We start from the raw sequence: 25,454 nt of genomic DNA on the forward strand, positions 1-25,454 counted from the left end.
TTTGGAATTTTCATACTAGGGCAAAAAATGTCTATGTTTTTTAATTTACTAGACAAAATTTGTTCATCCAAGAGAAATCAGCGGTGGAAAAAGGCAGAAGAAAAACCACCCGGCTTATTCCGGATGGCTCTAATCTAATGTGAGTTCCCCTATGGCAATCAACGATTTTATAATCAGTAGTAATTGATGCATTTCATCTGAATCGCGAAGGTCTTTTTCTAATAAGCTTTCGATTCTGCTAATCCTATGCCGGAGCCCGCTCATCGATAAAGACAAATCACTCATCGTTTGCTCAAGCTTTCCCCCATTCAACAAAAAACTATACAAAGTTTTTAGAAGTTCGAGGATTTTTGGATCTGTCATGTTATATAGAGGTCCTAATTCTTGTTCAGCAATTAGTTTAATCCCACTGATATTTTTCGCGTTAATCAGTACCCCTACGATCCCTAATGATTGAAACGGGACGATATGCTTCTTGACTGCTAATCGTAAAGCAATGGTTGCTTCCTCGTAACATCTGGATGCATGGCAAATATCATCCTCTAGATGGCTGATACCACATTTAAAATGACCTTGTGGATATTTTTTTAACATATAATCGAGGTATTCTTTTATCACATCATAGATTGCTTTCTTTTGAATGGTTTCATTGGTAATCAATAACACCATGTTGCCATCACGGTGTCCAACCAAGATATTATGCTTTTTCTCATTGAAATAATGAAAGGTCGTTTCAAAAATATGTTCCTGCAGAAGAAACTCATCTTCAATTGAACTTTGGATTTTTTTATATTCCACTACCGATAGATAGTATTTCTGCTCAAGATCTACACCAGTATATTTCCCTCGATTGATGATCTCATTTGTAGACAGCCTGCCCTCTACTATTTGTTCAAGAAAATTCCCCTTCATTCTCTCAAACGTTTCTACCTTTGTTTTCTCATTTAAGAGAATGAGTGAGGCTGCATTGGCAAATCGGTCTAAAAACAAATAATCCTCTTCGTGATGATGATTTTTCATTTCATCATAAAGCAAGGTACAATAACCGATTACCTCTTTTTGTAAAATGATTGGGGTGATGAGACGTTCTTGAATCGAAGTTTTGATCACTTTTTTTCTAAAGGGTAAAAGTGACTTCGTGCTTAATCGATTTTCTTGAAGATAACTTTCCATATCGTCTCGATAATCCAAATATTTTTCCTTCGATAGCCCCGAATAGGTAATCGTTCGATGTAACGTATCCTCAACGATAATGGGGATTTGCATCATTTTATATACCATATCAGCTAGGGTTTGCAAATCACTGCCATTAATAATCTCTTCGGTCAATTTGTTTTGAAAATTGGCCAAGCGAGTGACGACATTTTTCTGATCCAATAATTGGTCATAGGTTAACTCAAGTTCTTTTACAATCGGTGTTTCATTATAATAATCGAGTTCATGCTCATCTTGAAGTTCCTTTTCCCATTCCTTTTTGGGCTTCATCACCCATCGGCACTCCGAATCGCCCTTCCCCACACAAGTGATTTCTCTCGACAGAAGCGATTCTCCAAATATTGTTGTCATAAAACCGCTCGCAAATCCGCTCAATGTGTGACAAACCGGACCATTAGATACTCCGAGATGCTTTATATGCTCCTCAGCCTCATAAGAATCAATCCATGTTCCGGATGAAAAGAAATATTGGATCCGGCGTTGTTCATCTAACTCATAAGAGCAATCATGTTTAATCCCTCTTATATGCCCATTTTGAATGTGAAGAATCGGCCCATGTTTGATGAGATTTTCTAGTGAGGATTCGGTTTGCACCACTTCATTGGCAATTTTGACACCCATTTCCCAGCCATAATGAAATAAAAATCCCTTTATCCTCTTAATGCCAATATTCTTTGCCAGTTGCTGCCTGAGAATCCCGAAAACGGATGCAGATGTAACAATCTTACGGTCACCTGCAACTACCTCGTGGCTATAACTCTCCTCCGAAACCTTGACGTTCATGCTAACACATCCTGTTTTCATGATAGATAGCATACGTCCTTCTAGTTGAAAACAAATCTTTTCGTATGCCTCAAATTTCAGTAATTTAATCATAAGGCTTTTCAAATAGACCATCAATCAAAATTCACCATTTTCCCTCGAAGAGCACCTTAACCTAGAGGATCTTCTCCAAATCGTTCCCATAGATTTGAAAAAATAACAAGTGTTACGATAACTTACAAATTTCTCCTCTAGTTCTAAAATAGCATTAGTTAAAAAATTTTTCTGTTCTGCAACTTTAATTAACTTTCTCCCAAACTACATTCCTCTCCTATTTCTTAATATCCTTCTTTCATTTACCTGCAACCTTTAATAGAATAGCTCTGTTAAACTGGTCTGTTGATTTCCGCTCAAGGCTCCCCATTTCATAAAGTATATAACTTATCAGTCCCCTTTCTCTGTTAAACACTCTTCTTCGGGCTTCATTTTTATCTGTTTCCACTTTTCAATGCCAACTTTGCGAAATTGAGCAATTTCGATGTCAGTTCCATTTGTTAAGGTAATAAACATTAAACAATAATCAGCACCATCCTTACCGTGAAAACAAATATTTTTAACATATCCAATTTTTATCGTTGGGTATATTACCTGAATTAACTTGCACCAATTTCCATATTTCACCTCTACTACTGATTCCCCATCATGACTCCATCCATGATAAGGTGCGCATAGAAAGTCCTCAGGAAGCTGTCGCAAATCTGATATTCGATAACCTTCTTCTTCGTGAATAAGCTGGATAAATCCGTATGAATAGCCAAAATACTCAGCCCTCTTGCCTTCAAACCCCTCTATCGTTTCAATTTCATAAAAAAACCTTATTCCCCGTTTTCCATCTGGCACTTGACAAAGCTTTATCAAATTCGTATGACCTATCCCAGCAAATAAATTTAAATAATCTTCATAGCTTAATTTTATTTGATAATTCTTAGACAAAAAATTGTATGCAAGCGGAAATGGAATACGTGCATGACCGATCGAACCGCAACTTCGCCCTCCCATATTTTCTGCTTCACGCAAAATGCTAAAATAATTCAGGAGGGTATCTTCTGGGGTTCTAGTCAATTCCTTTGGTACTTGAATTTGGTCATGAGTTTTTTCATAATATGGTAAGTAGAAATCCCCATTATTAAATCTCAAATTTAATGCTGGTAAACATGATGGACGAAAATACTTTTGTTGACAAGAAGTGGTGTCCATTTGATTTCGTAATAACACATTCATCACCCCATATTTAGTTTATGGGTGAACGAAAGATACGTGTAACCTGGATTTTTCCCCATTTTCCATATAATTCTAATTCTATCAACTTCAGTTCTTTATTAAACCAATAAGACCTAGTTTATTATTCTATTTGTTTAATTACTTTTGCGGGATTACCACCTACTACTACATTATCTGGTACATATCATCTTTTTATAGTCCTTCATATTTTAGGATTTGTTGTTAGGTTCCACCGTTATGACAACATTTCCCTTTTTGTGTCCTTTTTCGACATATCTATGAGCCTCAACGATTTCTTCAAACGCATAGGATCTGTCAATGACCACTTTTAACTTCCCCGTCTCAACAAGTTCTTTAAGAAAATCTAGTGCTTCTGAAGTTTCAGGTGAGTTTTGACTCAATATTAGTTTTTTGCTGCTTGTCAATTTAGTCCATAGCATCCGAACACCTGGTAACGGTACAGTGACATTTATATAGGTTCCGTCCTTCTTTAGCGATTTCATACAAGCCGAAAACGAGCTCTTGTCAACCGCTTCAAAGATCACATCATAAGTCTCGCCTTTACTCGAAAAATCTTCTGCAGTGTAATCAATTACCTGATCCGCTCCAAGAGATTTTACCAATTCTATATTCGTGGTACTGCATACTCCTGTAACATTTGCTCCGAGATATTTGGCAATCTGAACTGCATAACTTCCTACACTTCCTGAAGCACCATAAACTAGAACCCTTTGACCGCTCTGAATGTCAGCTTTTCTAAGAAAATACAATGCGGTGCGTGCTCCAATCGGAATGGCGGCGGCTTCTTCATATGTTAAATTGGAGGGCTTAATAGATACTGGTCCATCTTCCGGCAGACACTTATACTCAGCATAAGCACCAAAACCCAAAAGAGAAGCAGCAAAAACCTGATCACCTTCCTTAAACCTTTTGACATTTTTCCCTACTGCCTCAACTTCCCCAGCTAACTCCATCCCCAATGTAGTTTTTTGGGGTTGTCTAAAACCAAGTGTTAGTCGGGCAGGCAGCCAAAAAGCGGGAGGAACTGTAAAACTCCGTGCCCGAATATCTGCTACTGTTACGGTTGTCGCTTTTACTTTTACCAGGATTTCATTTTCCTTAGGAGAAGGTTTTTCTACCTCTTTCAGTTGAAGAACGTCGGGGGGTCCGTATTTTGTGTACTCAATTGCTCGCATATATTCTCCTCCAATTCGTTATATTCATTTATATCTACGAAGGTCTACGAACAAATAGAACGAGGGTTCACTCCTTAAAACTATTGGGCAGTTATATACAGTATCAACAACAAAACCTACGAATGGTGCACCTTTTATCTTTGTTTATATGTATCCATAGATAAGCGTTTAAGGTCTTGTCTAGGAGCCTCTGGGTGTATTTGGAAATTTTAAAATGCTGATGTGGGAGTATGTTTTTTGAATGTAAAAAAAGCTAAAATATGCAAGTGTGCATAAAACTTGCATATTTTAGGCTTATTAATTTTATTCATTACTGTGATAAAGGACCCTTTAGTTGAACAAGGATTATCAAATTTATTATAACTTTTGAACCTATGCATTAGTCATTTCATAATTGATTAAAAATGGATGTGTTTTATCATAAGTTTTCTATGCTTTTTATAAGACCATGTTGATAGAAGCACGTCTTTTTATTGGATATCTCTGTTTATTAATATTTAGAAATGAAATGCCATCACTGTACTTTTCATCACATTTTTTATGTTAAGCAGGACATTCTAAGGTTACGTTGGTGTAATGTTAAATTTTATTTCCACAATAAAAAACTAATTAAGTTTTTAATGAATAATGATTAGTGCGATTGCCTTTTTTACAATTGACATAATCACACTATAAGAAACTTGGTAAGGAGCTTGAATTAGGTGACTAACTCAAAAGAAGTATTACTATGGAGTATTGCTCTTCCTGGCTTTGGTCAATTTTTAAATGGCAAACTAATAAAAGGTATTGTTTTTGTATTTTTAGAATTCCTTATAAATGTAAATGCAAATTTTAATGTTGTTATAATTTCTAGTTTTCATGGAGAAATCGAAAAAGCCATTGCTCAAACTGATTACTTATGGCTAATGTTTTACCCTTGTTTATACTTTTTTGCTATGTGGGATGCTTATAAAGATGCTGGTGGAGGAAATAGAAAATATTCTTATTTACCATTCGTTTTTTGTGCTTTCTTTGTAACAGTGGGGTGTATATATTCATCAACTTTCAAGATATTCGGATTTTTATTTGGCCCAATATGGTTACCAATTTTGTGCGTGATACCAGGAATTTGGATAGGCCTTTTACTAATGAAAATCATTAAATAAGCTATTGAGAAACCTGAGAGCCAGTGAATTTAATTAGTATTCTTTTAACAGAAACTCTAATTAAATTATATAAATTACAATAATTAATAAAGTTTGAGATTGAGACTAAATGTATTAATTAGAAATATCCCCTGAATAATTACCAATATTTTTGTCATTCTAATAAGAGAAAATAAATAATGAAGGAGCCTTTTGTATGAACGTAAATGAGTTCGGCTTTCTTTGGTATCTACAATCAAGTTCGAATATGGTTAATATTATTTTAAAAAATCTTATTGACACTGCTGAGGATAAAGATTTGAGAAGTGTTCTAGATGAAATCAATTCATTATCTACATTTCAAGAAAAAGAGGCTACAAAGATATTAAATGACAGCGGTTATAATGAAACGCCATTTTTCAGTGAAGACGATTTATATAACTCCTCAGTAAAGCTTTTTACCGATCAATTAATCATTGAAATTCTTAAGCATATTACCGGAAATGGGATGCGGGTCCTCGCTTCTCAATATTCAGAACTAGCGGATATGAATGTAAAGAAATTCTTTAGTGAAGTCCTCACTAAGATTATTCAAATTGATGAATCTCTTTTAGGTTTATTAAAAGAAAAGAACTTGTTACAAAACAGTCCATTTTTATACATGAAAGCACATGAAAGAGAGAGTAAACTGTTTAAGGTTGTATCTACACAATTGAGGCCACTTAATGCGGTAGAATTGGGACATATGTACAGTCCACTTCAATGCAATAATGTTGGTGTTGCTCTATGCGCTGCTTTTGCTGATGTTGTAAAAGATGAAGAGTCAAAGCAATTATTTAATGATGGCAAGAAATTAGCTTTTCATCAAGCTGCTACTTTATCGGATATTTTAAGGGAAAACGGAATTAGTACTACAACTGGACTAGAGAGCTTCGTTCATAGGGTCCATGAATCTCCATTTTCAGATAAGTTAATGACGAACCTAATAATGTTTTTAAATCCTATTGGAATAATAAATTTACAAAACGCTGCTGTATCTAGTTATAAGAAGAATCATGTCAAAATACTAAATGAATTAATGGAACAGGTCCAAAGTTTTTCAGAAAAAGGGTTTAAACTATTGGTTAAAAAAGGTTGGTTTAATGAACCACCATTAACTAGTAGGTCAATTAAATAATTATAAACTGAATCCAATAGTGTAAATAATAAAGAAGGAGGAATTTTATGGAAAAATCAACCGATTCTATAGAGCAAAATTATAAATTTTTCCAAGATAAACTTACACATTGTGAGGATATAGAATTTTAAACCCTCGAAATATTAAAGGGAAGCAAATTATTTTTATCTATTGTGAAAATATTGTTGACGAAACATTATTATACGAATCCTTGCTTGAAAAAGTTGTAAAAAATTATCCTCACGGAAACGATGATGTCGATATCACAGTATTAGAAAATGTGTTTCCCACAGCATCAGTTTTTTTTCAGATAAAATTGAGGATATATTGTCGTACTTATTATACGGTTTTTGTATCATCTTATTTCCTAACAAGAATAAAGCAGGAATAATCTGTTACTCTAAAAAGACTTTGCCATCTACTTGAAAATGTTCTTGCAAGCATCTGAGGATTATTATGAGAGGTTTTGGTTAGGAGTTACATTAAGAGCTGTACGATTCTTTGCACTTTTAATAGCATTATTATTGCCTTGAATCGGCTACACTTAACTTAACTGAACAAAAAAATTAAGGTCAAGTAGACTAACCGCCAAACCAGGGCATACTGCTTATTAGCATAAGAGATCCTTCTAGCGACTTTACTAGGAGAGGCGGGTATGCTAGCCTGTTTCGGCAAGCCAGATGTCTTTGCCATCTGGTTTCCTGGCAGGGAAAGCATGCCCGCAGAGGCTCCTTGTCAAGTTGCGGAACCTGATAAGTTGTTTTGCATACACTTGCTTTTATTTTCAATTCTAAGTTTTACATCTTGCCTCGTATTTTACCGACTAAAAAATAATCGAAAATTTTTTTGTCAAATGCAGGATTAAGGAAAATGGGTTTTCATTCCACTTCTTTCGCTCCCTCAGTTTAATACGATTTTCCCCCGAATACTCGCTTATTCGCAGGATTTCATACCATTGATATCGGAATAACAATCAATACAATTATCCATGGAATTATTAACAACCCCAAAGTTATCCACCACTGTGTCTTAAAAAGTATATTCCTAGACCAATAAGAAAATAGTTGTTTATTCAAACCAAATAGTTTCTCATAAATCTGCTCTATGTTCGGATTTTTATGCACTTCAGAAAAGCCACCAAATTTAGCAGCCTGATTTTCGATAATTTTTAGCTATGAATTTTGCAGCATTGACAAAATGGTCAACACTTCAGTCTGAAATGTGGATATATATCATCCATCATAAACTTCTCTTTTTTTCTCTTCTTCCTCGAAGATTTCGTCAGTAACTTTTTCTATTTGAATATTGTTAGGGCGGAGAAAATTTATGGTTTCGTGCTCTTCATCAAATTGCTGAACAATACCTACCATGGTTGGATATTTTTGAATATACTCTTCATAGCATGATTGAAAGTCTTCGTTACAACGAGGATTTCCTTTTTATGGCCACCAATTTCATTATCTTCTATATATGAAATAATAAATTCTTTCATAATTTCCTCCTTAAAAAACAAATTTTTTATAAGGGAAAATTTAAAAATACCAAAGCACTTAGGGAAGCCTATTATTCATTTATATCTAATCCAGATAAATTTAAAGAAAGTTCATCTAATACTAAAAATACACAACCAAAAACGGTTCTGTAATCGATATAGTCCCCTTTGACTTCAACATTTATCTCAATAATATTCCTTTTATTATGTATGAATTTTTCTTCAAATTGATTAAAATTAATACTTGTAACAGATACACTAATTTCCTCTAAGGATTTTTTTAGCTCTCTTTAAAATATTGAATTATTAAAGTTTTCCCTGAAGAAAATACGAATAGTAAATTTCATTTCAAATCCTCCTTCTACTTATAATTTGCCAAATCTTCCTTACTTAACCTTTTTTCGAATAACTTGTGTATCTTTTATCCCATTTAATTTATTCAACTCCCTCAGTTTAATACGATTTTCTCCCGAATACTCGCTTATTCGCAGGATTTCATAACCTTTCGGTTAGGTGAAACGGTAAATTGAAATGAGTTCAGATCATTATGGCTACCTGAAGGCATAGTTAAATAGAGGAGTAAATTATTACTCCATATTTTACCATATAGTACGTGCTCCACGCCGCCTTGGAGGCTTTCCCTCCCATGTCTCAACGGGTCAATGCCCTATCATTCCTTCGTCATGCCTATCCAAGGGGTGGGAGGCCAATCATGCTAAACTAATGGGTCCGTGCCCTTATGTTGAAGAATCTGGTACTCCGTACATATTTGAAATCCTACGAATAAGCCAACATTCGGTAAATTTAAGTTTATATTTGTTCCTAAAAGGGTGATACTAATCTACAATTCTGTAGGTTCATTAAGCCTCCATTGGTGATAATGAGTTGTTTTCTTTCAACTTCTGTCCACTGTTGACTTTGAATTAACTATTAGCCTTTACTAACAATGTAAAGAGATCCTCAATGCGAAAAATACTACGGTTTTTCTTTCTGTTTTCGTTTTTGTCGTTCTTCCATTCGGAATAGCTAGAATCCATTCTTCTTCCATTAACCTGCACCGTTACAAAAAAAATGGCCTTGCTTTTTTATTGGAAGCAAAGTATCAAAAGTTTAAGTACTTCTCACCCTCCTTTTTGTTTCGTAGCCTGTGTTAACGGTACCGCTCTTCTTTAAATGGATTTGCTGTCATCGAATAGCCAAGCTCTTCCCAAAAACCAGCCTCGTCTACTTTCATAAACTCAATCCCTGAAACCCACTTTGAGCCTTTCCATAGATAAAATACTTCTGGTGGAATAAACCTTAGTGGATAACCATGTTTTTGATCAATATCATGCCAATCATGATTTTTATCCTTCCAACGGTATACAAACAAAGAATCGTCCCCTAATAAAGGCTCTAGCGGCAGGTTTGCAGAATAACCAAATCTGTCCCCATTGTAGTATCCGTAAATTTTAATGTATTTTACACCTTCATTAATTTCAACAAATTTCAATAACTCTCTAAGTGCAATTCCTTCAAAAGTTGTATCAAATTTAGACCAGGTGGTAACACAATGCATGTTAACGCTTGATATGGTCTTTGGAAGCTCCATGATTTCCTTATAGGATAAGGACTTTTCTTCCTTCACCTCACCAAAAAGTCTGAAATCCCATGTGATTTCATTAAACTCGGGAACATCCCCTGTGTGCAGTATTGGCCATTTTTCTGTTTCGAATTGGCCAGGTGGAAGCTGCTTTTTCATCTTACACCATCCCTTTTTCATCTTAAACGTTAATTAAATCACAGTGCTTTGTATAGTTTGCTTCAAAATAATGAAAGCATACTGTAGTCAAATCCGTTATTTGAGATTTACCTAAAATTTGGAACCAGTATATTCCCATAAATTTCTTATTCCACTATCCTGCTCCCGTTACTTGAAGAAGAAAAAAGCGACCACTTTGTTAAGCAATCGCACCCGCTAGCTATATTTTTTTAATCTTTTTTACTTTGTTTTGCTTTGAAAAAATCCCCACCCTTTTGTTTCTCATCATCAGTTCCCCAATATATTTTTTTGTCGATTTGTTTTAGCTTTGGGATATGTTTTGAACAATGAATATAAGCTTCATCAACTTTGATAATAACCCAACGTTCTGGTCTATTACCTTCTTTTTCTTTAATATCATTCATTATCTTTTCTGTCATCTTTAATGAGGCTAATTGTCCATTTTCTATAATAGAGGCTGTACCATTTACATGTAACCCAATGGAATGCTCAAAAAAATCTATAAACATTAATCCTATATGGGGATTTTCAATGATGTTTCCTAAACTTGCCATAACACCATTCCCCTTGTATTCAGGATATATTAATGTTTTATCATTAATAACCCTTACAAAACCTACTGAGCCAGCTCTAAAAGAGGAGTCACAGTTTCCACTAGAATCAGCTGTAGCAATAAACATCATACCTTGCTTAACTATAAAATCTATCATCTTATCATTTAGGTAATTAAGCATTTGGTTCTCATAAAAAGAGGATGCTTTCTTTATAGTCCCATGTTGTTCTTGCAGCAAGTGTTCCCCTCTTGACATTTTCTTTCAACCCTTTCAGTAATTCTGCCTTATATCTTAACACATAGTTGTTAGGTTATTATTCAATTCTTCAATTAACCTCCCTCAATAAAGAAAGCAAAATCTCACGATTTCTCCGTTTTTCTTAGATTTTCATAGTAGTTTACCTTCCGGTAATCACTTAATAGTTGGGTGAACATTACTGAAAAGGATAAAACTGGACCCTTTGAGAAAAAAGACTTATAGCCCACCAACCAATAACCTGGAAGAAATTGGTTGTTTAGTCAAAATATGATCGCACTGGTGGATGTCCACATTTCTCATGGAGGTCAACCCTCCCATGCCTCACAGAGTCTTCGCTCTCAAATTCCTTCGTCCAACCTTTCCATGAGGTGGATGTCAGCCATGCTGCCCCACAGGGTCCTTGCCCGTAATTTAGTTGCTTTGCCGACTAATCCGTGCTTCAAATGTACCCAAATCTATAATGCAATTACTATTTAATCTAATTTAAAACAGAATTAAGCAGCCAGTTCTGCCTTCTTTGTTACTGACACATGAGGAATATCCTTTAACATCTTTTCTTCGCTAAATTCAAATTGCTTTTTACCTATGCTAAAGAAAATACGGATCAGCTTATTACATAAAGCAATAAGGGATTGCATCTTCTTTAATGGATTATCAGAACGTTGAGTATAGTAGGCATGTAATTCTTTAAAAGCTGAATTCTTAGCTACTAGTATCATACATACTCTAAACAACAGGGCCCTTAGTTTCTTACGTCCCCTCTTTGTGATGGTCGTTTTCCCCTTGTGCTTACCGGATGTATTTTCTTTTAAACTTAAGCCAGCCAGCTTAATAATTTGTCGGGGATGAGTATAATCATTGAGGTCACCTACTTCCGCAAAGAAACCGGCAACCGTATCCCTTCCAACACCTTTAATGGCCAACATTTGTGGTACACCTGGTATTTCATCAAGTAAAATATCTATTTTTGAATCTAATTCTTCGAATTTAAGCTGGATTAAATCATATTTATCTAGTAAAGTTTTCAGCTCCAGTTTAGCCATATCAGAGCCTTGCCGAAGTCCAATGGACTTACTGGCTGCTTGCTTTAACTCTCGTATCTTATTAAGCCCCACACTCCGGGAAACTGCTTTTCTTAAGTGGGCAAGCAGTTCTACTTCAGAGAATTTTACTATCTCATGCGGTAAAGCATATAGTTTTAAGAATTGTAATGCTGCCTTGCCTTCCCACTTCTTAAAGACCGTTAGAAATTCTGGAAAGTACCGATCAATCCAGTTATGAACCTGTCCTTGGACGGTTTGGAGGTCATCAGTTAGAAGATCGCGAATTTTCTTTGCCACTCGGAGCTCGGCATAAACTCCTTGTGGGATAGTAGGTTCGGCGTATCTTCCGTCTTTGACCAGCTGAGCTATTACTTTGGCGTCCTTTACATCATTTTTAGTTGGCGAATTATCATCGAGTTCCTTGCTTTTCTTTACATGCAAGGGATTGACTACTACAAACTTAATCTCATTTTCTTTCAGAATATGTGCGAGGTTGAACCAATAGTGGCCAGTTGGTTCCATTCCAACCATCACTTTTTCCATGTCTTGTTCTCTCTTCAGTTCAGAAATCCATGTAAGAAAATGCCCGAACCCCTCTTTTGTATTTTCAAAATAACAAGGTGATCCGAACTCCATTCCTCTAAAGTCCTGGGCACGTGCCACATGCTTGAATTTAGCAATATCGACTCCTATAATAAGAGTTTGGGAAGTAATTTGAGCAATCTTCTTATTTTGGTTATAATTCATTTTAAAGCCTCCTGGTATTTGAGTGTTGTCCTTTTTCGCTGGCCAGCTTCAGGACACTCTTATTCTACCAAGAGGTTATTTTTTTGTTCAAACCTCATTTTCACTCATTACAGGAATGCTGCCCCGTTAGCTGAATAAGAAAAGCTGCTCCAATGGCAGCTCCGATCTTAAACTCTTGCACCCGTTAGTTTAAGTGAAATATTTCACAATTTCTAAAATTAATTTTTAGGAAACTCCAGTAAACTATCTTCCCCTGTACAATTAATCTATGTATGATTTGATAGTAGGAATATATCAGTTTGTAGGGCCTAAACGAAAATGAAATTCGAATTTAGGCCCAATTATTAAATTTTTTTTAAAAGTCCTAATTTTAGAAATCAGGTTGTTTTGTCCAATCTCACTTAATCCTTTTCCATAGACTAATTAAAAAAGGAGATGAGAAAGTGATGAAATATAAAGGAGAATTACGCAAAGATTTCTCAAGAAATTCTAAAAATGAACTTTTAAAGGAAGAAAAAGTATATCAATCATCGGGACACAAAGAATGTATTGAGCGTGCCTATCGTATTCCCATATTTTTAAGTACGACAACTCATTTAAATGACAAACAAAATCAGTTTCTAAACCGTCTAATTTTAGAGATTGAAAATGCTTTGCTTTTTCCACGTACATTACCTTTAAGCGAAAGTTATCCCGAAATCATTTTAACTGATATTCGTCGGTTGGTTTCATCAAGCTATGGAATGTTGGCAATGAATTTTCGTCGTTTTTTCGTTGATATAGTTAACACCAATGTAGGCCAACCCCCTTCAACTACTCCGTTCTGGGAAGGGTCAGTTTATTCACAAGTAGAACCTTCAATGGCTTTTCAATTTGGTCTACCCTTATTATTAGTAAGGGAAGATAATACTGACCAAAATAATGGAATTTGGGCAGGAGGAATAGCTCCACTCAACACATTTATAATTTGGGATTCTGAAAATCAAACTGTTGATGAATTCTTTAGCACTATTGAATGGAGAGAAGCCTTTGCAAACTGGAGTGCAGAGGTAAGAAATGCTTATTATATTCAGACAGAGCCTAAGTTCAAGTTCAGATGTGAACGGTAAACTTGTACCTTAGCATCAAATCGAATATTTTTAATAAGTTGAAAATATACAAGATTTTATTCACCTTTATATATTTTTGGCTTATTTACATAAAAATAACATTTCCATAAATGAATAATTAATAAGGGTAAAATAATACTTGCTATATATAGATTAATTGGTCCAAAGGATAACCATCGATGAACACCATCTAAATCATTAAACCAGAATGGCAAAACTAATAATGCTATTATAATAATGTTATGACTAAAATTACCTTTGCTTAAATTTTTTCCCTTGGTCCTAATTAAAAAAACAGAACCCAAAAAGGTTCCTAATATCCAGATTATAATGTTTTGAATCCAAATACTCGAAGTCACACCATATGATATCATCGCAAGAGTTCCTATAAAGATAGCAGGAAGTTTCAGAGGCAGCAAAGCATCATACCCCCCCTCCAAGTAAAGTCCTATGTTTGTTAAAGTTAAAAACTATAAATACTTACTGTTGTTAATGCTTCTACAAAGATAGAAAACTCACATTTTTCGTATCAGTGCTTACGTTTAATACGGTGGAAAATCATACTGTATATAAAGGCAGTTAATTGAATAAGTCTATATTTTTTCCATAATCTTACTAAAAACGTACTAAAAGCAGTGTGCTTCCATTGAGAAACACACTGCTTAGCTTTTTCCTAAGCGGGTTATCTGGAGTTCAAATTTGTATTCTGGTTAGATCCTTTCGGCGATATACGCTTAAGACAATCCCAATTAATATCGCATTGAGCAGCATCGGCATTAATCCATAACTTATAAAGGGCAAGGACATCGCAATGAATGGGAAAACACCTAGTGTCATTCCGATATTAGTCGCTAACTGTATCGTATAAAGTGCAACTGCACCGATTAGAAGAAGTTTTCCATACGAATCTTTTATCCTACTTGTGATGACAATGATTCTTACACTAAAAAGGAAAAGGATTAAAACTAGCATAATGGCAAAAAGCCAACCGTAATAGTAGGTTAAACTTACAAACACTAAATTAGTATGGGCCTCAGGAATAATTTCCTTGTTCATGGCGTTACCAAACCAGCCTGCTTTTAACAGAAGCTCTTTCACACGCAGGATCATAAATCCTGGTCCATCCGAATACTTTTCCGGGTTTAGATAGGCCAACAATCGATCTTTCTGATAATAGTTTAAAAACTTCCAAGAAATGAAATTCACGAACAAGAAACAACTAACGGATCCTCCCCAGATCAAAAGAACAATTTTTCGACTAAACTTGCTCCACCAAAGCATCGAAAATACCATGATGGTGTAAATGTAGGTAGTTGAAATACTTGGTACCGTAAATAGTAAAAAGAATGGCAGGAAGAACAATAGAATAAACTGCCAGACCTTCAACCTCTCATTACTAAAAAATGTTGCCCACGCTAAGAAGAAGAAGGGTAGAGACATGATACTTTCAATGGTCAACGGTCCAATCCTAAGAAGTTGAAGTCCATTAATCGTCGTGTTTGAAAATAGTCTTAACACCAATAGAAAGAATACTCCAATAGAATAAAATAACCATCCTTGTCTCTTTAACTTCCTATAATCCATTAGCATAATCCCTAATGTAAACGCACCGCCGATTAGAGTAATAACAACTTTATAAACTAATAAATATTCTCCCATAATACCGATTGAAAACATCGGTAAAAAGCCGAGACCAAAGATAGTTATTAATAGAACCACGAGGATCCAATCTACTTTTGGCCGATGGAGTTTATTCAGCTGCTGGCCTAATTTAATCGGGCTTCCCATTTGATCTACCGCTTTTTCCTCAGCCTCTGATCCTGTTAACCCCTTCTCTATCCATACATTCTTCGCTTCCTTTAAGTGATAACTCAATTCATCCGTAACATATTTCTTTGCTTCCTTCGATTTGATTTGAGCGATGACTTCATTTAAAAAAACGTGTTTTTTGTTCACTACTGTATCACCTCTCAAATAATTCTTTTAATACCACTTGTTTTTTGTTTTGTTTTTTCTCTGCCTTTCTCAACACTCTTCGGCCTTTGTCCGTTAATTGATAATACTTCGTCTCATCTTCCGTCCAGCTTGATTGTATAGATCCAGACTGTTCTAATCGATGTAAAAAAGTGTATAAAAAACCTTCGTTGTCTTCAAATTTTCGGATACCTCTTCCTCGCAACAACTTCGTTAATTCAAAGCCTGTTTTTTCATGAACAAGTAGCTGCATAACCGCTAGCAGAATATCTTCGTCATTTTCGGCTTGTTGATTAATTTTTTCACGGATGTTTCTACGATGCTTCTCTGTAAAGTTCAATTGAGAAAACGCCCGTTGATCCATCGCCTTTTTTAAGTTCTTTAAACGGTCCTCCACCACTATTCCTCCAATCGTTCTTTCAGAAGTTCCTTTGCACGTCTGAGCCTGGTTTTCACTGTGTTATCGCCTACTTCCGTTAATAACGCAATTTCTTTAATGGGCAGTTCCTCATAATAAAAGAGATATACCACTTCTCGATACTTAATTGGCAGCATCATGATCGCAGAAATCAATTGATCATCCTCTTGTTTTTGGATGACAGCCTGCTCGACCATTTCCTTTTTTGTTATGTTGTTTAGCGGTTCAAACTCTGTTATGACCACGTTCTTGTTATACCAGCTTTTTAGAAAATCCTTACAATAATTGATAGCAATCCTCCACAACCATGTTCTTAACGTCTATTTGCCGCTATATGTATGAAGTCCTTTATAGCACTTAACAAATATATCCTGAGTTAGGTCTTCTGCTATGGTACGATTATTTACATATGAAAAAACAAGCTGGAGGACTTCCTGACAATAACTATTCATAATTTCGTCTATAAGTACTTCTTTGTCTTCTGTATCTAATACTTCCAAAGTCATTTCTTCCACGTCCATCCCTCCTTCATAAACAATAGACGATGTACTCCCAGATAAAGTTTTTAAAAACAGCTTTTTTTCGTAAAGGACAAACGACAGGCCCATCTCATTTAAATCGCACGGCTTTTCGTATTTTATTAGGAAAAATATGTTAATATTATTCTACTAAGCATAGTCAATTAAAGGAAGCAGGTTCTTTAATCTGAGCTGGCTATTTTATAGGAGGGGATATAAATGAAAAAAACTATGATTAGTGTGCTATCTATCCTTGTTTTAAGTTTTTTACTTTGTAATGTCATTGCTGAGGCAAAAACACGAATAGGCGGGACGAGGGGGACGAGTCCTAGCTATACCAAACCGTCTACGACGACTCCGAAGACTTCGCCGTCAAAACCGAGCTCAAGCAGTACAACGAACACAACGACAAAACCGACATCTTATTCTTCACTTACGACAAAATATCCAAAATCTACACGTTATTTTTCTGGCGATGTGTTATCAAAAACGCTTGTTTTTGGAACGGTTTTATTAATGCTAAACGATGCAAACGAAGTTGAACCTACATATGCGGATGAAGCAGGGAACGTTTATACGCTTGCTGATTTAGAAGAGATGGATGTACAAATACCAGAAGATGAACCAGTAGAAGATGATTTATATTCTGAAACGGTTAGTTTTGATGAAAATGAATCGGACACGGTAGTGCCTGAAGAAATAGAAACAGCATCTTCTTATGAAAATTTTGAAAACGAAACATACTCCGAAGAAGAAAATCACTCATTTAATTGGCTCTGGCTTATCCTCCTTGTAACTGTCGTAGTGATTGCATTATCTTTTTTACGGAGAACTAAAAGATCATAAGGGGAATGAAGATGAATATTTACGTGTTGCACGCAAATATGAATGGAACAACAGAAATATATTTGGACGTCGGATGAAAAGTAATTTTATTTGAAAAAAGTCTACATTAATGCAGGCTCTTTTTCATACTATATTTTTGGGGTGAAAAAATGCCAAGAGTAAATTACCGAAGTTCAGACGTTGACTTAATGGCAAGGATGATGAGAGCGGAAGCCGAAGGTGAAGGAATACAAGGAATGTTATATGTTGGAAATGTAATTGTTAATCGTATTAAAGCAGATTGTTTAGACTTTAAAGGTTTAAGATTAATTCGCCAAGTAATTTTTCAAGTACAAGGAGGGAATTTTTCCTTTGAAGCTGTTCAAAAAGGAAATGTATTTTATCAAAGAGCGAGAACTTCTGAGAAAAGATTAGCAAAACAGAATTTGGATTATTGGAGAGAACACCCAGGGAAATATGCCCTTTGGTACTTTAATCCATATGCTCCATGTCCTCCAACATGGTACGGTCAACCTCAATCTGGTCAATATAAAAATCATTGCTATTATGAACCAAAAGCTGGAACATGTGATAGTGTTTATAAAGGAAGTTAAGCTTACTCTTTGAGTAAGCTTTTTACCTTTTCAGCACAATATCCTTTTTCGGTTGTTAAATAGGACAAGGTGAATGTCCATCCGTCCAACTGGAATTTTTAAAAGTAACTTTTTTATTTTCATTTAGAGTAAATGTAGTAATATAGGTTTTATATGATTTTGAGTAAAGAAGGAGAATAAATTGACTGTAGAGAATAATAAGTACCAGAATCAATCATTGTTTAGTATCACGTGGCCTCTTTTTATCGAAATATCGCTTCATATGAGTATGGGAATTGTTGCTACGTTAATTTTAAGCGGATATTCAGACAAGGCTGTTGCAGGAGTTGGAGTAGCCAATCAGATTCTTAATATTTTTATTTTAGTATTTAACATCACAGCCATCGGAGCGACTATCCTTATCGGTCAAAATTTAGGAGCAAACCGATTGGACCGGGCGCAACGCCTTGCAAGATCTTCCTTTGGAGTGAATTTCTGGTTTGGAGTTATGATGACCATCATTGTGGTTGCTTTTGGCGGTTTGTTTTTAAAATTTTACGGACTTAGCGGTGAAGTTTACGACTTTGCTTACACCTTCCTTACCATCATTGGCCTATCTCTTTTCCTTGAAGCCATCTCTTTAGCTTTAAGTGCTGTTTTGCGCAGCTACGGACATACAAAAGAAACCATGGTCGTTACGGTCATCATGAATGTGATTAGTATAATCGGTTCCTTTATTGCTATTAAAGGGTGGTTCGGCCTTCCTGTAACAGGGGTTGCTGGGGTGGCTTATTCCATGTTTGTTGCCCGGATTTTTATCATTGTAGCACTGTTTTACTTTGTTTATAAACAACTAGCTTTAAAGTTTCATATAAAGGATATCTTTCAAATCAATAAGACCGATGTAAAGGAGCTTCTGTCGATCGGGATTCCATCCGCTGGTGAAAACCTTTCCTATCAATTTTCACAAGTGGTGATTACAAGCTTTGTCGCACTTACCGGTGATGCTGCATTAGCCGCACGGGTGTATATATTAAATATATCGATGATTTGCTTCCTGTTTACAGTGGCAATTGCCCAAGGGACACAACTTTTGATTGCCCGCTATATCGGAGCTAAGCAATACGACAGAGCCCTGAAGAGGGGTCTTAAGACATTAAAAATTGCCGTCATTGTATCAGCTGCGGTTTCTCTTGCTGTTGCTCTCATTGGTAAGCCCATCTTAACTATATTTACAACCGATACTAACATTATTGCTATAGCTCTTCCAGTATTGTGGGCAATTGTATTTATTGAACCTGGCCGTGCCATGAATATCGTCCTTATGGGTTCTTTAAAATCAGTAGGTGATGTACGGTTCCCAGTTGTCATTGGTGTGATCTGCATGTGGGGCATTGCCGTAGTATTTAGTTACTTTTTCGGAATTACACTTGGTTTAGGACTACTAGGAATTTGGCTGGCCCAAGGACTCGATGAATGTATACGAGGATTTTTCGCCTTGAACCGGTGGGTCTCCAAACCTTGGTTGAAGAAAAAAAGTGCCGAACAGAACGTATCGCCAAGCGTGTCTTAGATTACTAGGTTACTTTGCTAACCTTGCTGCCAAAATGGCAGCTTTTTTTTTTATAAACGGACCAGATTTACCAAAAGTGTTTGCTAATGATGCTAGTAGGCAAACTAACTATTACTATCATACGAAACGAAAAATAAAAAGCACTATATAAGACGATGATTGCCTTAATAGTGCCGTGTTAAAATTAGCCTTTTAAAACTCTAAAGGCTTCCCTTACTTTTCTAGCAAATTGCAGTGGTGGTTCAACTGATTCAAAGTGCATGTACATTGCTCTAGGTTGTTCAAACAGCCAGTGATTATGAACAGCCGTAACGATAATGTCCCGCTTACGAAGTTCTGTTAATAGAGGGTTAATTTCTTCTTGTAAAAGAACGGTTTCACCTAAATTTAACGCATTCCCTTGTCGATCTAAATTTTCAAAAGAAAAAAATTGAGGATTAACTAGTGGAGAATGTGTTTCACGTCCAAGAATTGTAAAGTTAATATCACGAAACTTTTGCACTAAACAAACTCCATTTTCATCAAAGCTTCCACTCCCACCGAGGATCCTAGCAAATTCTTGACATAGGTTTCTTCTCTCATTCCAACTCATCATGTAACCTCCTTTGTTATAGTTATTTTAGTAAAAGGATTTCCCTTTGCTATTACACTATGATTTACTTTTTGATTTTGAGTGGACAAGAGTTTAGTGATAGTTATTTTTTTTGCTGCTTTCTTACGGAATCATTATTTTATACGTCAAACGGTTTGGGGTATTCTGAAATCTGTTTAATTCCATTTTTCCTGCATTAATTGTTTGGCAATGGTATATCCAATGAGGAATGCTGCTGCAGATGTGTTGCCATCAACCGTAAAGGGAATAATCTGTGCATCGGCAACTATTAGATTATCAACTCCATGTACACTTCCAAAACGATCAACTACGCCACCTTTATTCAATGGTGCCATTCGTAGTGAACTTTGTTGATGGTGATTATGACCGAAGTTTTCTTTAATGAAATTTTCAAGTTGTTCATCATCATTCATTGTTTCAAGTGTTGGATTTACCAGCTGGTATGTTGGATCAATGTTTGATAGTTTTTCTGCAATATTTTTAATATACGTCCTATAAATCTCTTTAATGGAGTTGAGGTCATACTCGTTTTCAAGAAAACCTTCATCAGCAAATACAATCTTTAAGGGATCATTATTTTGCATTTTAATCGTTCCTCGGCTTTTTGGTTTTAAAAATAGAATCGCAATGATTAAATTTCCCTCTGCTGGAATTCCTATAAGTTGTACTGCTCTACTGCGATCACTTCTTCCTGAAAGAGGATGAGGCAAGAAGGCTCCACCTGTATAAAGGGAAAACGGGTCGTTTTGAAGTTCAGGAATATCCTTTTGATTCATCGTAAAGGTAGCGGTGTTTAACGTATGATTGGTTAAATATTTACCAACATTGGGATTATCAAAAACAATTGGGATGCCAGTCTGTTTTAAATCCTTGGAAGGTCCAATCCCAGATAACATGAGAAGCTGGGCACTGTTTATCCCTGCTGAAATAATCACTTTTTTCCGGGCAAATGCTTGTACCATTCGCCCTTCTTTAAGAAATTCAATTCCAATTGCCTTTTTTCCCTCGAATAGAATGCGGAGGGCGGTTGATTTATAAAAAACCCTTAATTTTCGATCATTTACTCCAAGTCCATCGGGAGTCATGATATCTGAAGATAAAAATGCAGTTGAGGAACTCTCACGCTCTCCATTCGATCGCTGATATAATTGCCATCGGTTAAAAGGACCCAGTGGAGTTCTGGGGTCATTATAATCAAGAATTTTAGGAAAGCCTGTTGCATCCTTTATCGCTGAAACTAATTTTTTCGTTACATGTGGAGGATTAGTAGGAGTTTGTCTGATATTTAAACGACCATGAAAGCCATGAATTACTGGATTATTCGTTTTCCCATCATAATTTTCTAACTGTTTGAAGTTTTGAATCACTTGTTCGGGTGACCACAACGAACCCAAAAGCCTTTCCCATTCCTTTAATACTGCTGGTGTAGGTCTGACATACTGTTCCCCATTGATGGAAGATCCCCCGCCTGAAAGACGGCCTGTTGTCCATTCAAAAGTTCTTTCATCCACCTCTGGTTGTGGTACACCTTCTCCTTGCCAAAAATACTGTGGGAAAAACTTCTCTTCAAGTTCAGGTGCAAATCTAGAATCTCTAATTGGCTGATCCCGATCATTATTCTCTCCTGCTTCCAAAACGAGAACCGAGGTGTTTTTATCATCTGTAAGTGTCTTAGCCATAACTGCACCAGCAGGTCCAGTCCCCACAACAATATAGTCAAATATAATTTTTGACTCGCTTTTATTCATATTGCATTCCCCTTTTTTTCAGTTTAATTATCCTATGAAAAAACACCGGGGGAGTAGTGGGTAAGATACACCTATTCACCCTTCCTTTTTGTTATTTTAGAATATATTTTATAAGAGAAGTTCTGAAAGTGGATGGTATATTTTCAACCGAATTGGATGGTTAATAATTGTTCTAGTTGAGATATTATTTAATTAATAATAAACCCTAATAATAAATTAAAGCTTTAATGGAGATGATGGAAAATGACCTGGGCTGTAATTTCGATAATTCTTTTAAGTATTGTAAAAATATTAATGACTTGTCTTCCAACTGGTCCTGTGGAATGGCTTATAAGGAAATTTGAAATTCATTCAAAACTTAGTGAACCGAATGTCACTGTAACAATTGACGGAAAACTCTTAGAAGGTAAAGACAAAATTCAAGTTATTCATTCCTTTAACGAAGCAACATTTTTAAAGCAGCATTATATATTTCCAGGGACCGAGGAATTATATTTGCATCCAGAGAACAGTGAGACTCCATTAGTTATTGATACAAAAAGAGGCAAAAAAGATGTTAGGTTATTTGTTTTTAGCTACAACGATCGCATTGATGTAGTCAAACAGTACAAGAAGAAAGTAGTTGCGTATAGTCTCCTTTCAGATCATCTCCAAAAAGGTTCTTTGGCCGTACAGGGGATTTAGTTTAATAGATCAGAAGAAAGTCGGTTTCAACTATTTGTGAAAAGTTGTACTTAATCTATCGGAGTGCGATTGTTGACTAGAAAACACCTATACCTATCCTCAGCTTTTCTAAAAATTGAATAATAATTTTACTCTGATATGAAAATGAACACGGGAGCCTTATGCCTATGTTCATTTTTGTTGGTCAAGACTCTTTTTTCTCTAACTCTCCTTCACCATTTATATAAAAATATCGAAAATAAAAAGAACCCTGATGAGCGTTATCAGGGTCTCTTGAAAAGTATTTAATCAAACGTTTAGTTAGTTTCTCAGTCCATGTATACCAAGGGTTGTCCAATTTAATTAACCGTTTAGTTAGTTTTTTCTCCACTCTTTTTATAATTCTCTTAAAAACTATCGAGGGAATCTATTCACTAGCAACCTTGGATTCTACATCCTAAGGTCTAACTAAAGACCAACTCTTTTTCCAGCTCTTTTTCGCTTAGACCAAGCGTCTTTGCTGTTGATGTATGAATTTCGTGCAGAAGCTCGGGGTTTTCCATTAGTGACATGCCAAAAGAAGGAATCATTTCTTTGATTTTCGGTTCCCACTTATTCATATGTTGCGGGAAGCATTTTTTGATTACTTCAAGCATAACGTGCACGGCAGTAGAAGCACCCGGTGAAGCGCCTAGTAATGCTGCGATCGAGCCATCAGCAGCAGTAATTACTTCCGTACCAAATTGAAGCGTTCCTTTGCCGCCAGCTTCAGTATCCTTGATAACTTGGACACGTTGGCCCGCTACTACTAAATCCCAATCCTCGCTTTTGGCATTCGGGATAAACTCACGTAACTCTTCCATGCGCTGTTCCTTCGATAACATAACTTGCTGAATCAAGTATTTTGTCAATGACATCTCTTTTACGCCTGCCGCCAACATAGTTAAGATATTATCTGGATTTATCGAAGTTACTAAATCGAACATTGAACCAGTTTTTAAGAACTTAGGTGAAAAGCCGGCAAATGGTCCAAATAGCAACGATTTTTTATTGTCGATAAATCTTGTGTCAAGATGCGGAACAGACATTGGTGGAGCACCAACCTTAGCTTTGCCGTATATTTTTGCATGATTCTGCTCTACAACATTCGGATTATTGCACACCATAAATATTCCGCTTACCGGGAATCCTCCAATATGTTTTCCTTCAGGAATACCGGATTTTTGCAGTAAATGCAGACTTCCTCCCCCGCCTCCAATAAAGACGAATTTTGCCGTATGGCGTTCGACCGTACCGCTATCGAGATTCTGCACTTTCAATTCCCACAAGCCGTCGCTAGTACGTTTAATATTATTAACACTATGTTTGTAGTTTATATTGACATTTTTACTCTCTAAGTGATCAAACAACATCCGTGTTAAGGCACCAAAGTTGACATCCGTTCCAGCGTCCATTTTAGTTGCCGCTATCGGTTCATTCACTTTACGGCCTTCCATGATAAGCGGAATCCATTCCGCCAGTTTATCATGGTCATCCGAAAATTCCATCCCTTGGAATAGGGGATTGTTTGACAGCGCTTCAAAACGTTTCTTTAAAAACGTAACATTTTGTTCCCCTTGTACTAAACTCATATGAGGCAGTTGTCTGATAAAATCCTCTGGATTATGCATCAGCTTGCTGTTTACAAGATAAGACCAAAACTGCATGGAAACCTGAAACTGTTCATTAATTTTTATTGCTTTACTAATATCTAAAGATCCATCCGGTTTTTCGACTGTGTAGTTAAGTTCACATAGTGCAGCATGCCCCGTTCCCGCATTATTCCACTCGTTAGAGCTTTCCTCTCCAGCGTTTGCGAGCTTCTCAAACACAGTAATTTCACATTCCGGTACTAATTCTTTTAAGAGTGTCCCTAAAGTCGCACTCATGATTCCGGCGCCAATTAAAATGACGTCTGTTTTAGTTTCTATGTTGTTCATTTTCATCAACCTTTTCCCCTAAAATTTGGCTAGACGTCACACCAACCTAAGCGCGACCTAGTCACACACCTTTTCTGTCTTAATTATAACCATTTATAGTGTAAAAATGTTGTTTATAGATTTAAACACTTATATTATATGATAATTTCAAATTATTTAAAAGCCGGTAAATAGTGAGAATCCGTTTATGAAACTAACATTCTCTTAAATAAAAGGTGCCTGACCCCCAGTGTGTTAAAGCTTTAATGCGCCGGGGGTCAGACACCTTTATTAAAAATTAGCTTATCCAGGTCTCTTTCGACTCTTTCATTTGCCAAATACCATCTTTGTAGTGGACAGTACCTTCTACACCAATTGCACCTAATCCTGACCTATATTTAGAACCTTCAAAGAAAACATTGTTATTTAGTTTAAAATCCATTTTCTCTATTCTAAGGAGTACACCATCCAACGCCATTTTATCGGGGTCGTAGTATCCTTTTTCTTTCAGTTCATCAAAAGTGGCATCCATTACATCAACTTTATATTTATCTTTGAAAAAGTTCATAATTTCTTTTTTATCCTTTTTACTTAATCCGTCGTCGAAATTGCTCATATCAATAGCAATAAATTTCATTTCACTACTCAATGCCTCGTCTTTTTCCATGATTGCGTCCAACGCAACGCTGTATATTTCTCCTAAATGTTCCTCCGGTTTTACTCCAAGGTTACAATCCGTGAGAAAGAGCGATATGATTAATAGCATGGAAGCAAACTTAATTTTCAATTTTATGCCCCCCCTTTCATTAACTAATACTAGGGCTTTTTTTGATTGGGAGTTCCTTTTTAAA

Annotated in this window: 22 protein-coding genes and 1 pseudogene; 8 read left to right on the forward strand and 15 right to left on the reverse strand. The window is 35.9% G+C overall.

Going from position 1 to position 25,454, the window contains the following annotated elements; translation table 11 throughout:
• Nucleotides 1-129: 129 nt before the first annotated feature.
• The 3 genes from QF028_RS23645 to QF028_RS23655 form a co-directional block, all read right to left on the reverse strand.
• Complete coding sequence (locus QF028_RS23645; protein WP_429469446.1) at nucleotides 130-1,998, reverse strand: V4R domain-containing protein; 1,869 nt, start codon at nucleotides 1,996-1,998, stop codon at nucleotides 130-132.
• Between the two features lie 423 nt (nucleotides 1,999-2,421).
• On the reverse strand, nucleotides 2,422-3,252 hold the full coding sequence (locus tag QF028_RS23650; RefSeq protein ID WP_429469448.1) for a hypothetical protein: 831 nt from the start codon (nucleotides 3,250-3,252) through the stop codon (nucleotides 2,422-2,424).
• Between the two features lie 215 nt (nucleotides 3,253-3,467).
• Complete coding sequence (locus QF028_RS23655; RefSeq protein WP_429469451.1) at nucleotides 3,468-4,454, reverse strand: NAD(P)-dependent alcohol dehydrogenase; 987 nt, start codon at nucleotides 4,452-4,454, stop codon at nucleotides 3,468-3,470.
• A gap of 701 nt (nucleotides 4,455-5,155) precedes the next feature.
• Between QF028_RS23655 and QF028_RS23660 the strand changes: the two genes are divergently transcribed.
• The 3 genes from QF028_RS23660 to QF028_RS23670 all read left to right on the forward strand — a co-directional run bounded on the left by QF028_RS23660 (nucleotide 5,156) and on the right by QF028_RS23670 (nucleotide 7,288).
• Nucleotides 5,156-5,599 carry a hypothetical protein gene (locus QF028_RS23660; protein ID WP_429469453.1) on the forward strand — a complete coding sequence of 148 codons (444 nt, stop codon included), beginning with the start codon at nucleotides 5,156-5,158 and terminating at the stop codon, nucleotides 5,597-5,599.
• A 196-nt stretch (nucleotides 5,600-5,795) separates the two neighbouring features.
• A complete protein-coding gene (locus QF028_RS23665) occupies nucleotides 5,796-6,755 on the forward strand; it encodes a DUF3231 family protein (protein ID WP_429469456.1) in 960 nt (319 codons plus the stop codon).
• 428 nt (nucleotides 6,756-7,183) lie between these two features.
• Nucleotides 7,184-7,288 carry a spore germination protein gene (locus QF028_RS23670; RefSeq protein WP_410889529.1) on the forward strand — a complete coding sequence of 35 codons (105 nt, stop codon included), beginning with the start codon at nucleotides 7,184-7,186 and terminating at the stop codon, nucleotides 7,286-7,288.
• An 830-nt stretch (nucleotides 7,289-8,118) separates the two neighbouring features.
• Here the strand turns inward: QF028_RS23670 and QF028_RS23675 are convergent.
• The 4 genes from QF028_RS23675 to QF028_RS23690 all read right to left on the reverse strand — a co-directional run bounded on the left by QF028_RS23675 (nucleotide 8,119) and on the right by QF028_RS23690 (nucleotide 12,611).
• Nucleotides 8,119-8,247: a hypothetical protein gene (locus QF028_RS23675; RefSeq protein WP_429469459.1), complete on the reverse strand. Its 129-nt coding sequence runs from the start codon at nucleotides 8,245-8,247 to the stop codon at nucleotides 8,119-8,121.
• A 1,150-nt stretch (nucleotides 8,248-9,397) separates the two neighbouring features.
• Nucleotides 9,398-9,988, reverse strand: coding sequence for a molybdopterin-dependent oxidoreductase (locus QF028_RS23680; protein WP_215002209.1), 591 nt, complete (start codon nucleotides 9,986-9,988; stop codon nucleotides 9,398-9,400).
• Nucleotides 9,989-10,218: 230 nt separating this feature from the next.
• Nucleotides 10,219-10,800 carry a pyridoxamine 5'-phosphate oxidase family protein gene (locus QF028_RS23685; RefSeq protein ID WP_429469463.1) on the reverse strand — a complete coding sequence of 194 codons (582 nt, stop codon included), beginning with the start codon at nucleotides 10,798-10,800 and terminating at the stop codon, nucleotides 10,219-10,221.
• A 515-nt stretch (nucleotides 10,801-11,315) separates the two neighbouring features.
• Entirely contained in the window at nucleotides 11,316-12,611 is a 1,296-nt protein-coding gene (locus tag QF028_RS23690) for an IS110 family transposase (RefSeq protein ID WP_429465923.1), read from the reverse strand.
• Nucleotides 12,612-13,057: 446 nt separating this feature from the next.
• Between QF028_RS23690 and QF028_RS23695 the strand changes: the two genes are divergently transcribed.
• Nucleotides 13,058-13,720, forward strand: a complete 663-nt coding sequence (locus tag QF028_RS23695) for a hypothetical protein (protein ID WP_429472492.1) — start codon at nucleotides 13,058-13,060, stop codon at nucleotides 13,718-13,720.
• Nucleotides 13,721-13,776: 56 nt separating this feature from the next.
• Here the strand turns inward: QF028_RS23695 and QF028_RS23700 are convergent, their stop codons facing one another.
• From QF028_RS23700 to QF028_RS23715, 4 genes and pseudogenes are all read right to left on the reverse strand, one after another.
• Nucleotides 13,777-14,139, reverse strand: a complete 363-nt coding sequence (locus QF028_RS23700) for a hypothetical protein (protein WP_429469466.1) — start codon at nucleotides 14,137-14,139, stop codon at nucleotides 13,777-13,779.
• A 274-nt stretch (nucleotides 14,140-14,413) separates the two neighbouring features.
• Nucleotides 14,414-15,676 carry an FtsW/RodA/SpoVE family cell cycle protein gene (locus QF028_RS23705; protein ID WP_429469469.1) on the reverse strand — a complete coding sequence of 421 codons (1,263 nt, stop codon included), beginning with the start codon at nucleotides 15,674-15,676 and terminating at the stop codon, nucleotides 14,414-14,416.
• Nucleotides 15,677-15,683: 7 nt separating this feature from the next.
• Nucleotides 15,684-16,091 (reverse strand): PadR family transcriptional regulator, encoded by a 408-nt coding sequence (locus tag QF028_RS23710; RefSeq protein ID WP_429469472.1) that lies wholly within the window; start codon nucleotides 16,089-16,091, stop codon nucleotides 15,684-15,686.
• 2 nt (nucleotides 16,092-16,093) lie between these two features.
• Nucleotides 16,094-16,627 (reverse strand): annotated as a pseudogene (locus QF028_RS23715) (sigma-70 family RNA polymerase sigma factor).
• 222 nt (nucleotides 16,628-16,849) lie between these two features.
• Here QF028_RS23715 and QF028_RS23720 point away from each other — a divergent pair.
• The 3 genes from QF028_RS23720 (at nucleotide 16,850) to QF028_RS23730 (ending at nucleotide 19,621) form a co-directional block, all read left to right on the forward strand.
• Entirely contained in the window at nucleotides 16,850-17,476 is a 627-nt protein-coding gene (locus QF028_RS23720; RefSeq protein ID WP_429469475.1) for a hypothetical protein, read from the forward strand.
• A gap of 149 nt (nucleotides 17,477-17,625) precedes the next feature.
• A complete protein-coding gene (locus tag QF028_RS23725) occupies nucleotides 17,626-18,069 on the forward strand; it encodes a cell wall hydrolase (protein ID WP_429469478.1) in 444 nt (147 codons plus the stop codon).
• A gap of 181 nt (nucleotides 18,070-18,250) precedes the next feature.
• A complete protein-coding gene (locus QF028_RS23730; protein ID WP_429469480.1) occupies nucleotides 18,251-19,621 on the forward strand; it encodes an MATE family efflux transporter in 1,371 nt (456 codons plus the stop codon).
• A 184-nt stretch (nucleotides 19,622-19,805) separates the two neighbouring features.
• Here QF028_RS23730 and QF028_RS23735 read toward each other — a convergent pair whose 3' ends face one another.
• Both QF028_RS23735 and QF028_RS23740 read right to left on the reverse strand, forming a co-directional pair.
• A complete protein-coding gene (locus tag QF028_RS23735; protein ID WP_429472494.1) occupies nucleotides 19,806-20,213 on the reverse strand; it encodes a DUF1259 domain-containing protein in 408 nt (135 codons plus the stop codon).
• Nucleotides 20,214-20,389: 176 nt separating this feature from the next.
• Nucleotides 20,390-21,982 carry a GMC family oxidoreductase gene (locus QF028_RS23740; RefSeq protein WP_429469483.1) on the reverse strand — a complete coding sequence of 531 codons (1,593 nt, stop codon included), beginning with the start codon at nucleotides 21,980-21,982 and terminating at the stop codon, nucleotides 20,390-20,392.
• 243 nt (nucleotides 21,983-22,225) lie between these two features.
• Here QF028_RS23740 and QF028_RS23745 point away from each other — a divergent pair, with 243 nt between their 5' ends.
• On the forward strand, nucleotides 22,226-22,666 hold the full coding sequence (locus tag QF028_RS23745) for a YfmQ family protein (protein WP_429469486.1): 441 nt from the start codon (nucleotides 22,226-22,228) through the stop codon (nucleotides 22,664-22,666).
• Between the two features lie 443 nt (nucleotides 22,667-23,109).
• Here the strand turns inward: QF028_RS23745 and QF028_RS23750 are convergent, their stop codons facing one another.
• Nucleotides 23,110-24,624, reverse strand: coding sequence for a malate:quinone oxidoreductase (locus QF028_RS23750; protein ID WP_429472496.1), 1,515 nt, complete (start codon nucleotides 24,622-24,624; stop codon nucleotides 23,110-23,112).
• Between the two features lie 277 nt (nucleotides 24,625-24,901).
• Entirely contained in the window at nucleotides 24,902-25,390 is a 489-nt protein-coding gene (locus tag QF028_RS23755; RefSeq protein ID WP_429469488.1) for a peptide ABC transporter substrate-binding protein, read from the reverse strand.
• Nucleotides 25,391-25,454 lie beyond the last annotated feature (64 nt).

It is taken from the genome of Neobacillus sp. B4I6, from assembly GCF_050434045.1.
GTDB lineage: Bacteria > Bacillota > Bacilli > Bacillales > Cytobacillaceae > Neobacillus.

Coding starts and splice junctions, on each gene's coding strand:
- QF028_RS23740 (WP_429469483.1), bottom strand. CDS start 21,982: ATGAATAAAAGCGAGTCAAAAATTATATTTGACTATATTGTTGTGGGG.
- QF028_RS23675 (WP_429469459.1), bottom strand. CDS start 8,247: ATGAAAGAATTTATTATTTCATATATAGAAGATAATGAAATTGGTGGC.
- QF028_RS23720 (WP_429469475.1), top strand. CDS start 16,850: ATGAAAAAAACTATGATTAGTGTGCTATCTATCCTTGTTTTAAGTTTT.
- QF028_RS23750 (WP_429472496.1), bottom strand. CDS start 24,624: ATGAACAACATAGAAACTAAAACAGACGTCATTTTAATTGGCGCCGGA.
- QF028_RS23680 (WP_215002209.1), bottom strand. CDS start 9,988: ATGAAAAAGCAGCTTCCACCTGGCCAATTCGAAACAGAAAAATGGCCA.
- QF028_RS23670 (WP_410889529.1), top strand. CDS start 7,184: ATGTTCTTGCAAGCATCTGAGGATTATTATGAGAGGTTTTGGTTAGGA.
- QF028_RS23645 (WP_429469446.1), bottom strand. CDS start 1,998: ATGAACGTCAAGGTTTCGGAGGAGAGTTATAGCCACGAGGTAGTTGCA.
- QF028_RS23725 (WP_429469478.1), top strand. CDS start 17,626: ATGCCAAGAGTAAATTACCGAAGTTCAGACGTTGACTTAATGGCAAGG.
- QF028_RS23690 (WP_429465923.1), bottom strand. CDS start 12,611: ATGAATTATAACCAAAATAAGAAGATTGCTCAAATTACTTCCCAAACT.
- QF028_RS23665 (WP_429469456.1), top strand. CDS start 5,796: ATGAACGTAAATGAGTTCGGCTTTCTTTGGTATCTACAATCAAGTTCG.
- QF028_RS23735 (WP_429472494.1), bottom strand. CDS start 20,213: ATGAGTTGGAATGAGAGAAGAAACCTATGTCAAGAATTTGCTAGGATC.
- QF028_RS23745 (WP_429469486.1), top strand. CDS start 22,226: ATGACCTGGGCTGTAATTTCGATAATTCTTTTAAGTATTGTAAAAATA.
- QF028_RS23695 (WP_429472492.1), top strand. CDS start 13,058: ATGAAATATAAAGGAGAATTACGCAAAGATTTCTCAAGAAATTCTAAA.
- QF028_RS23655 (WP_429469451.1), bottom strand. CDS start 4,454: ATGCGAGCAATTGAGTACACAAAATACGGACCCCCCGACGTTCTTCAA.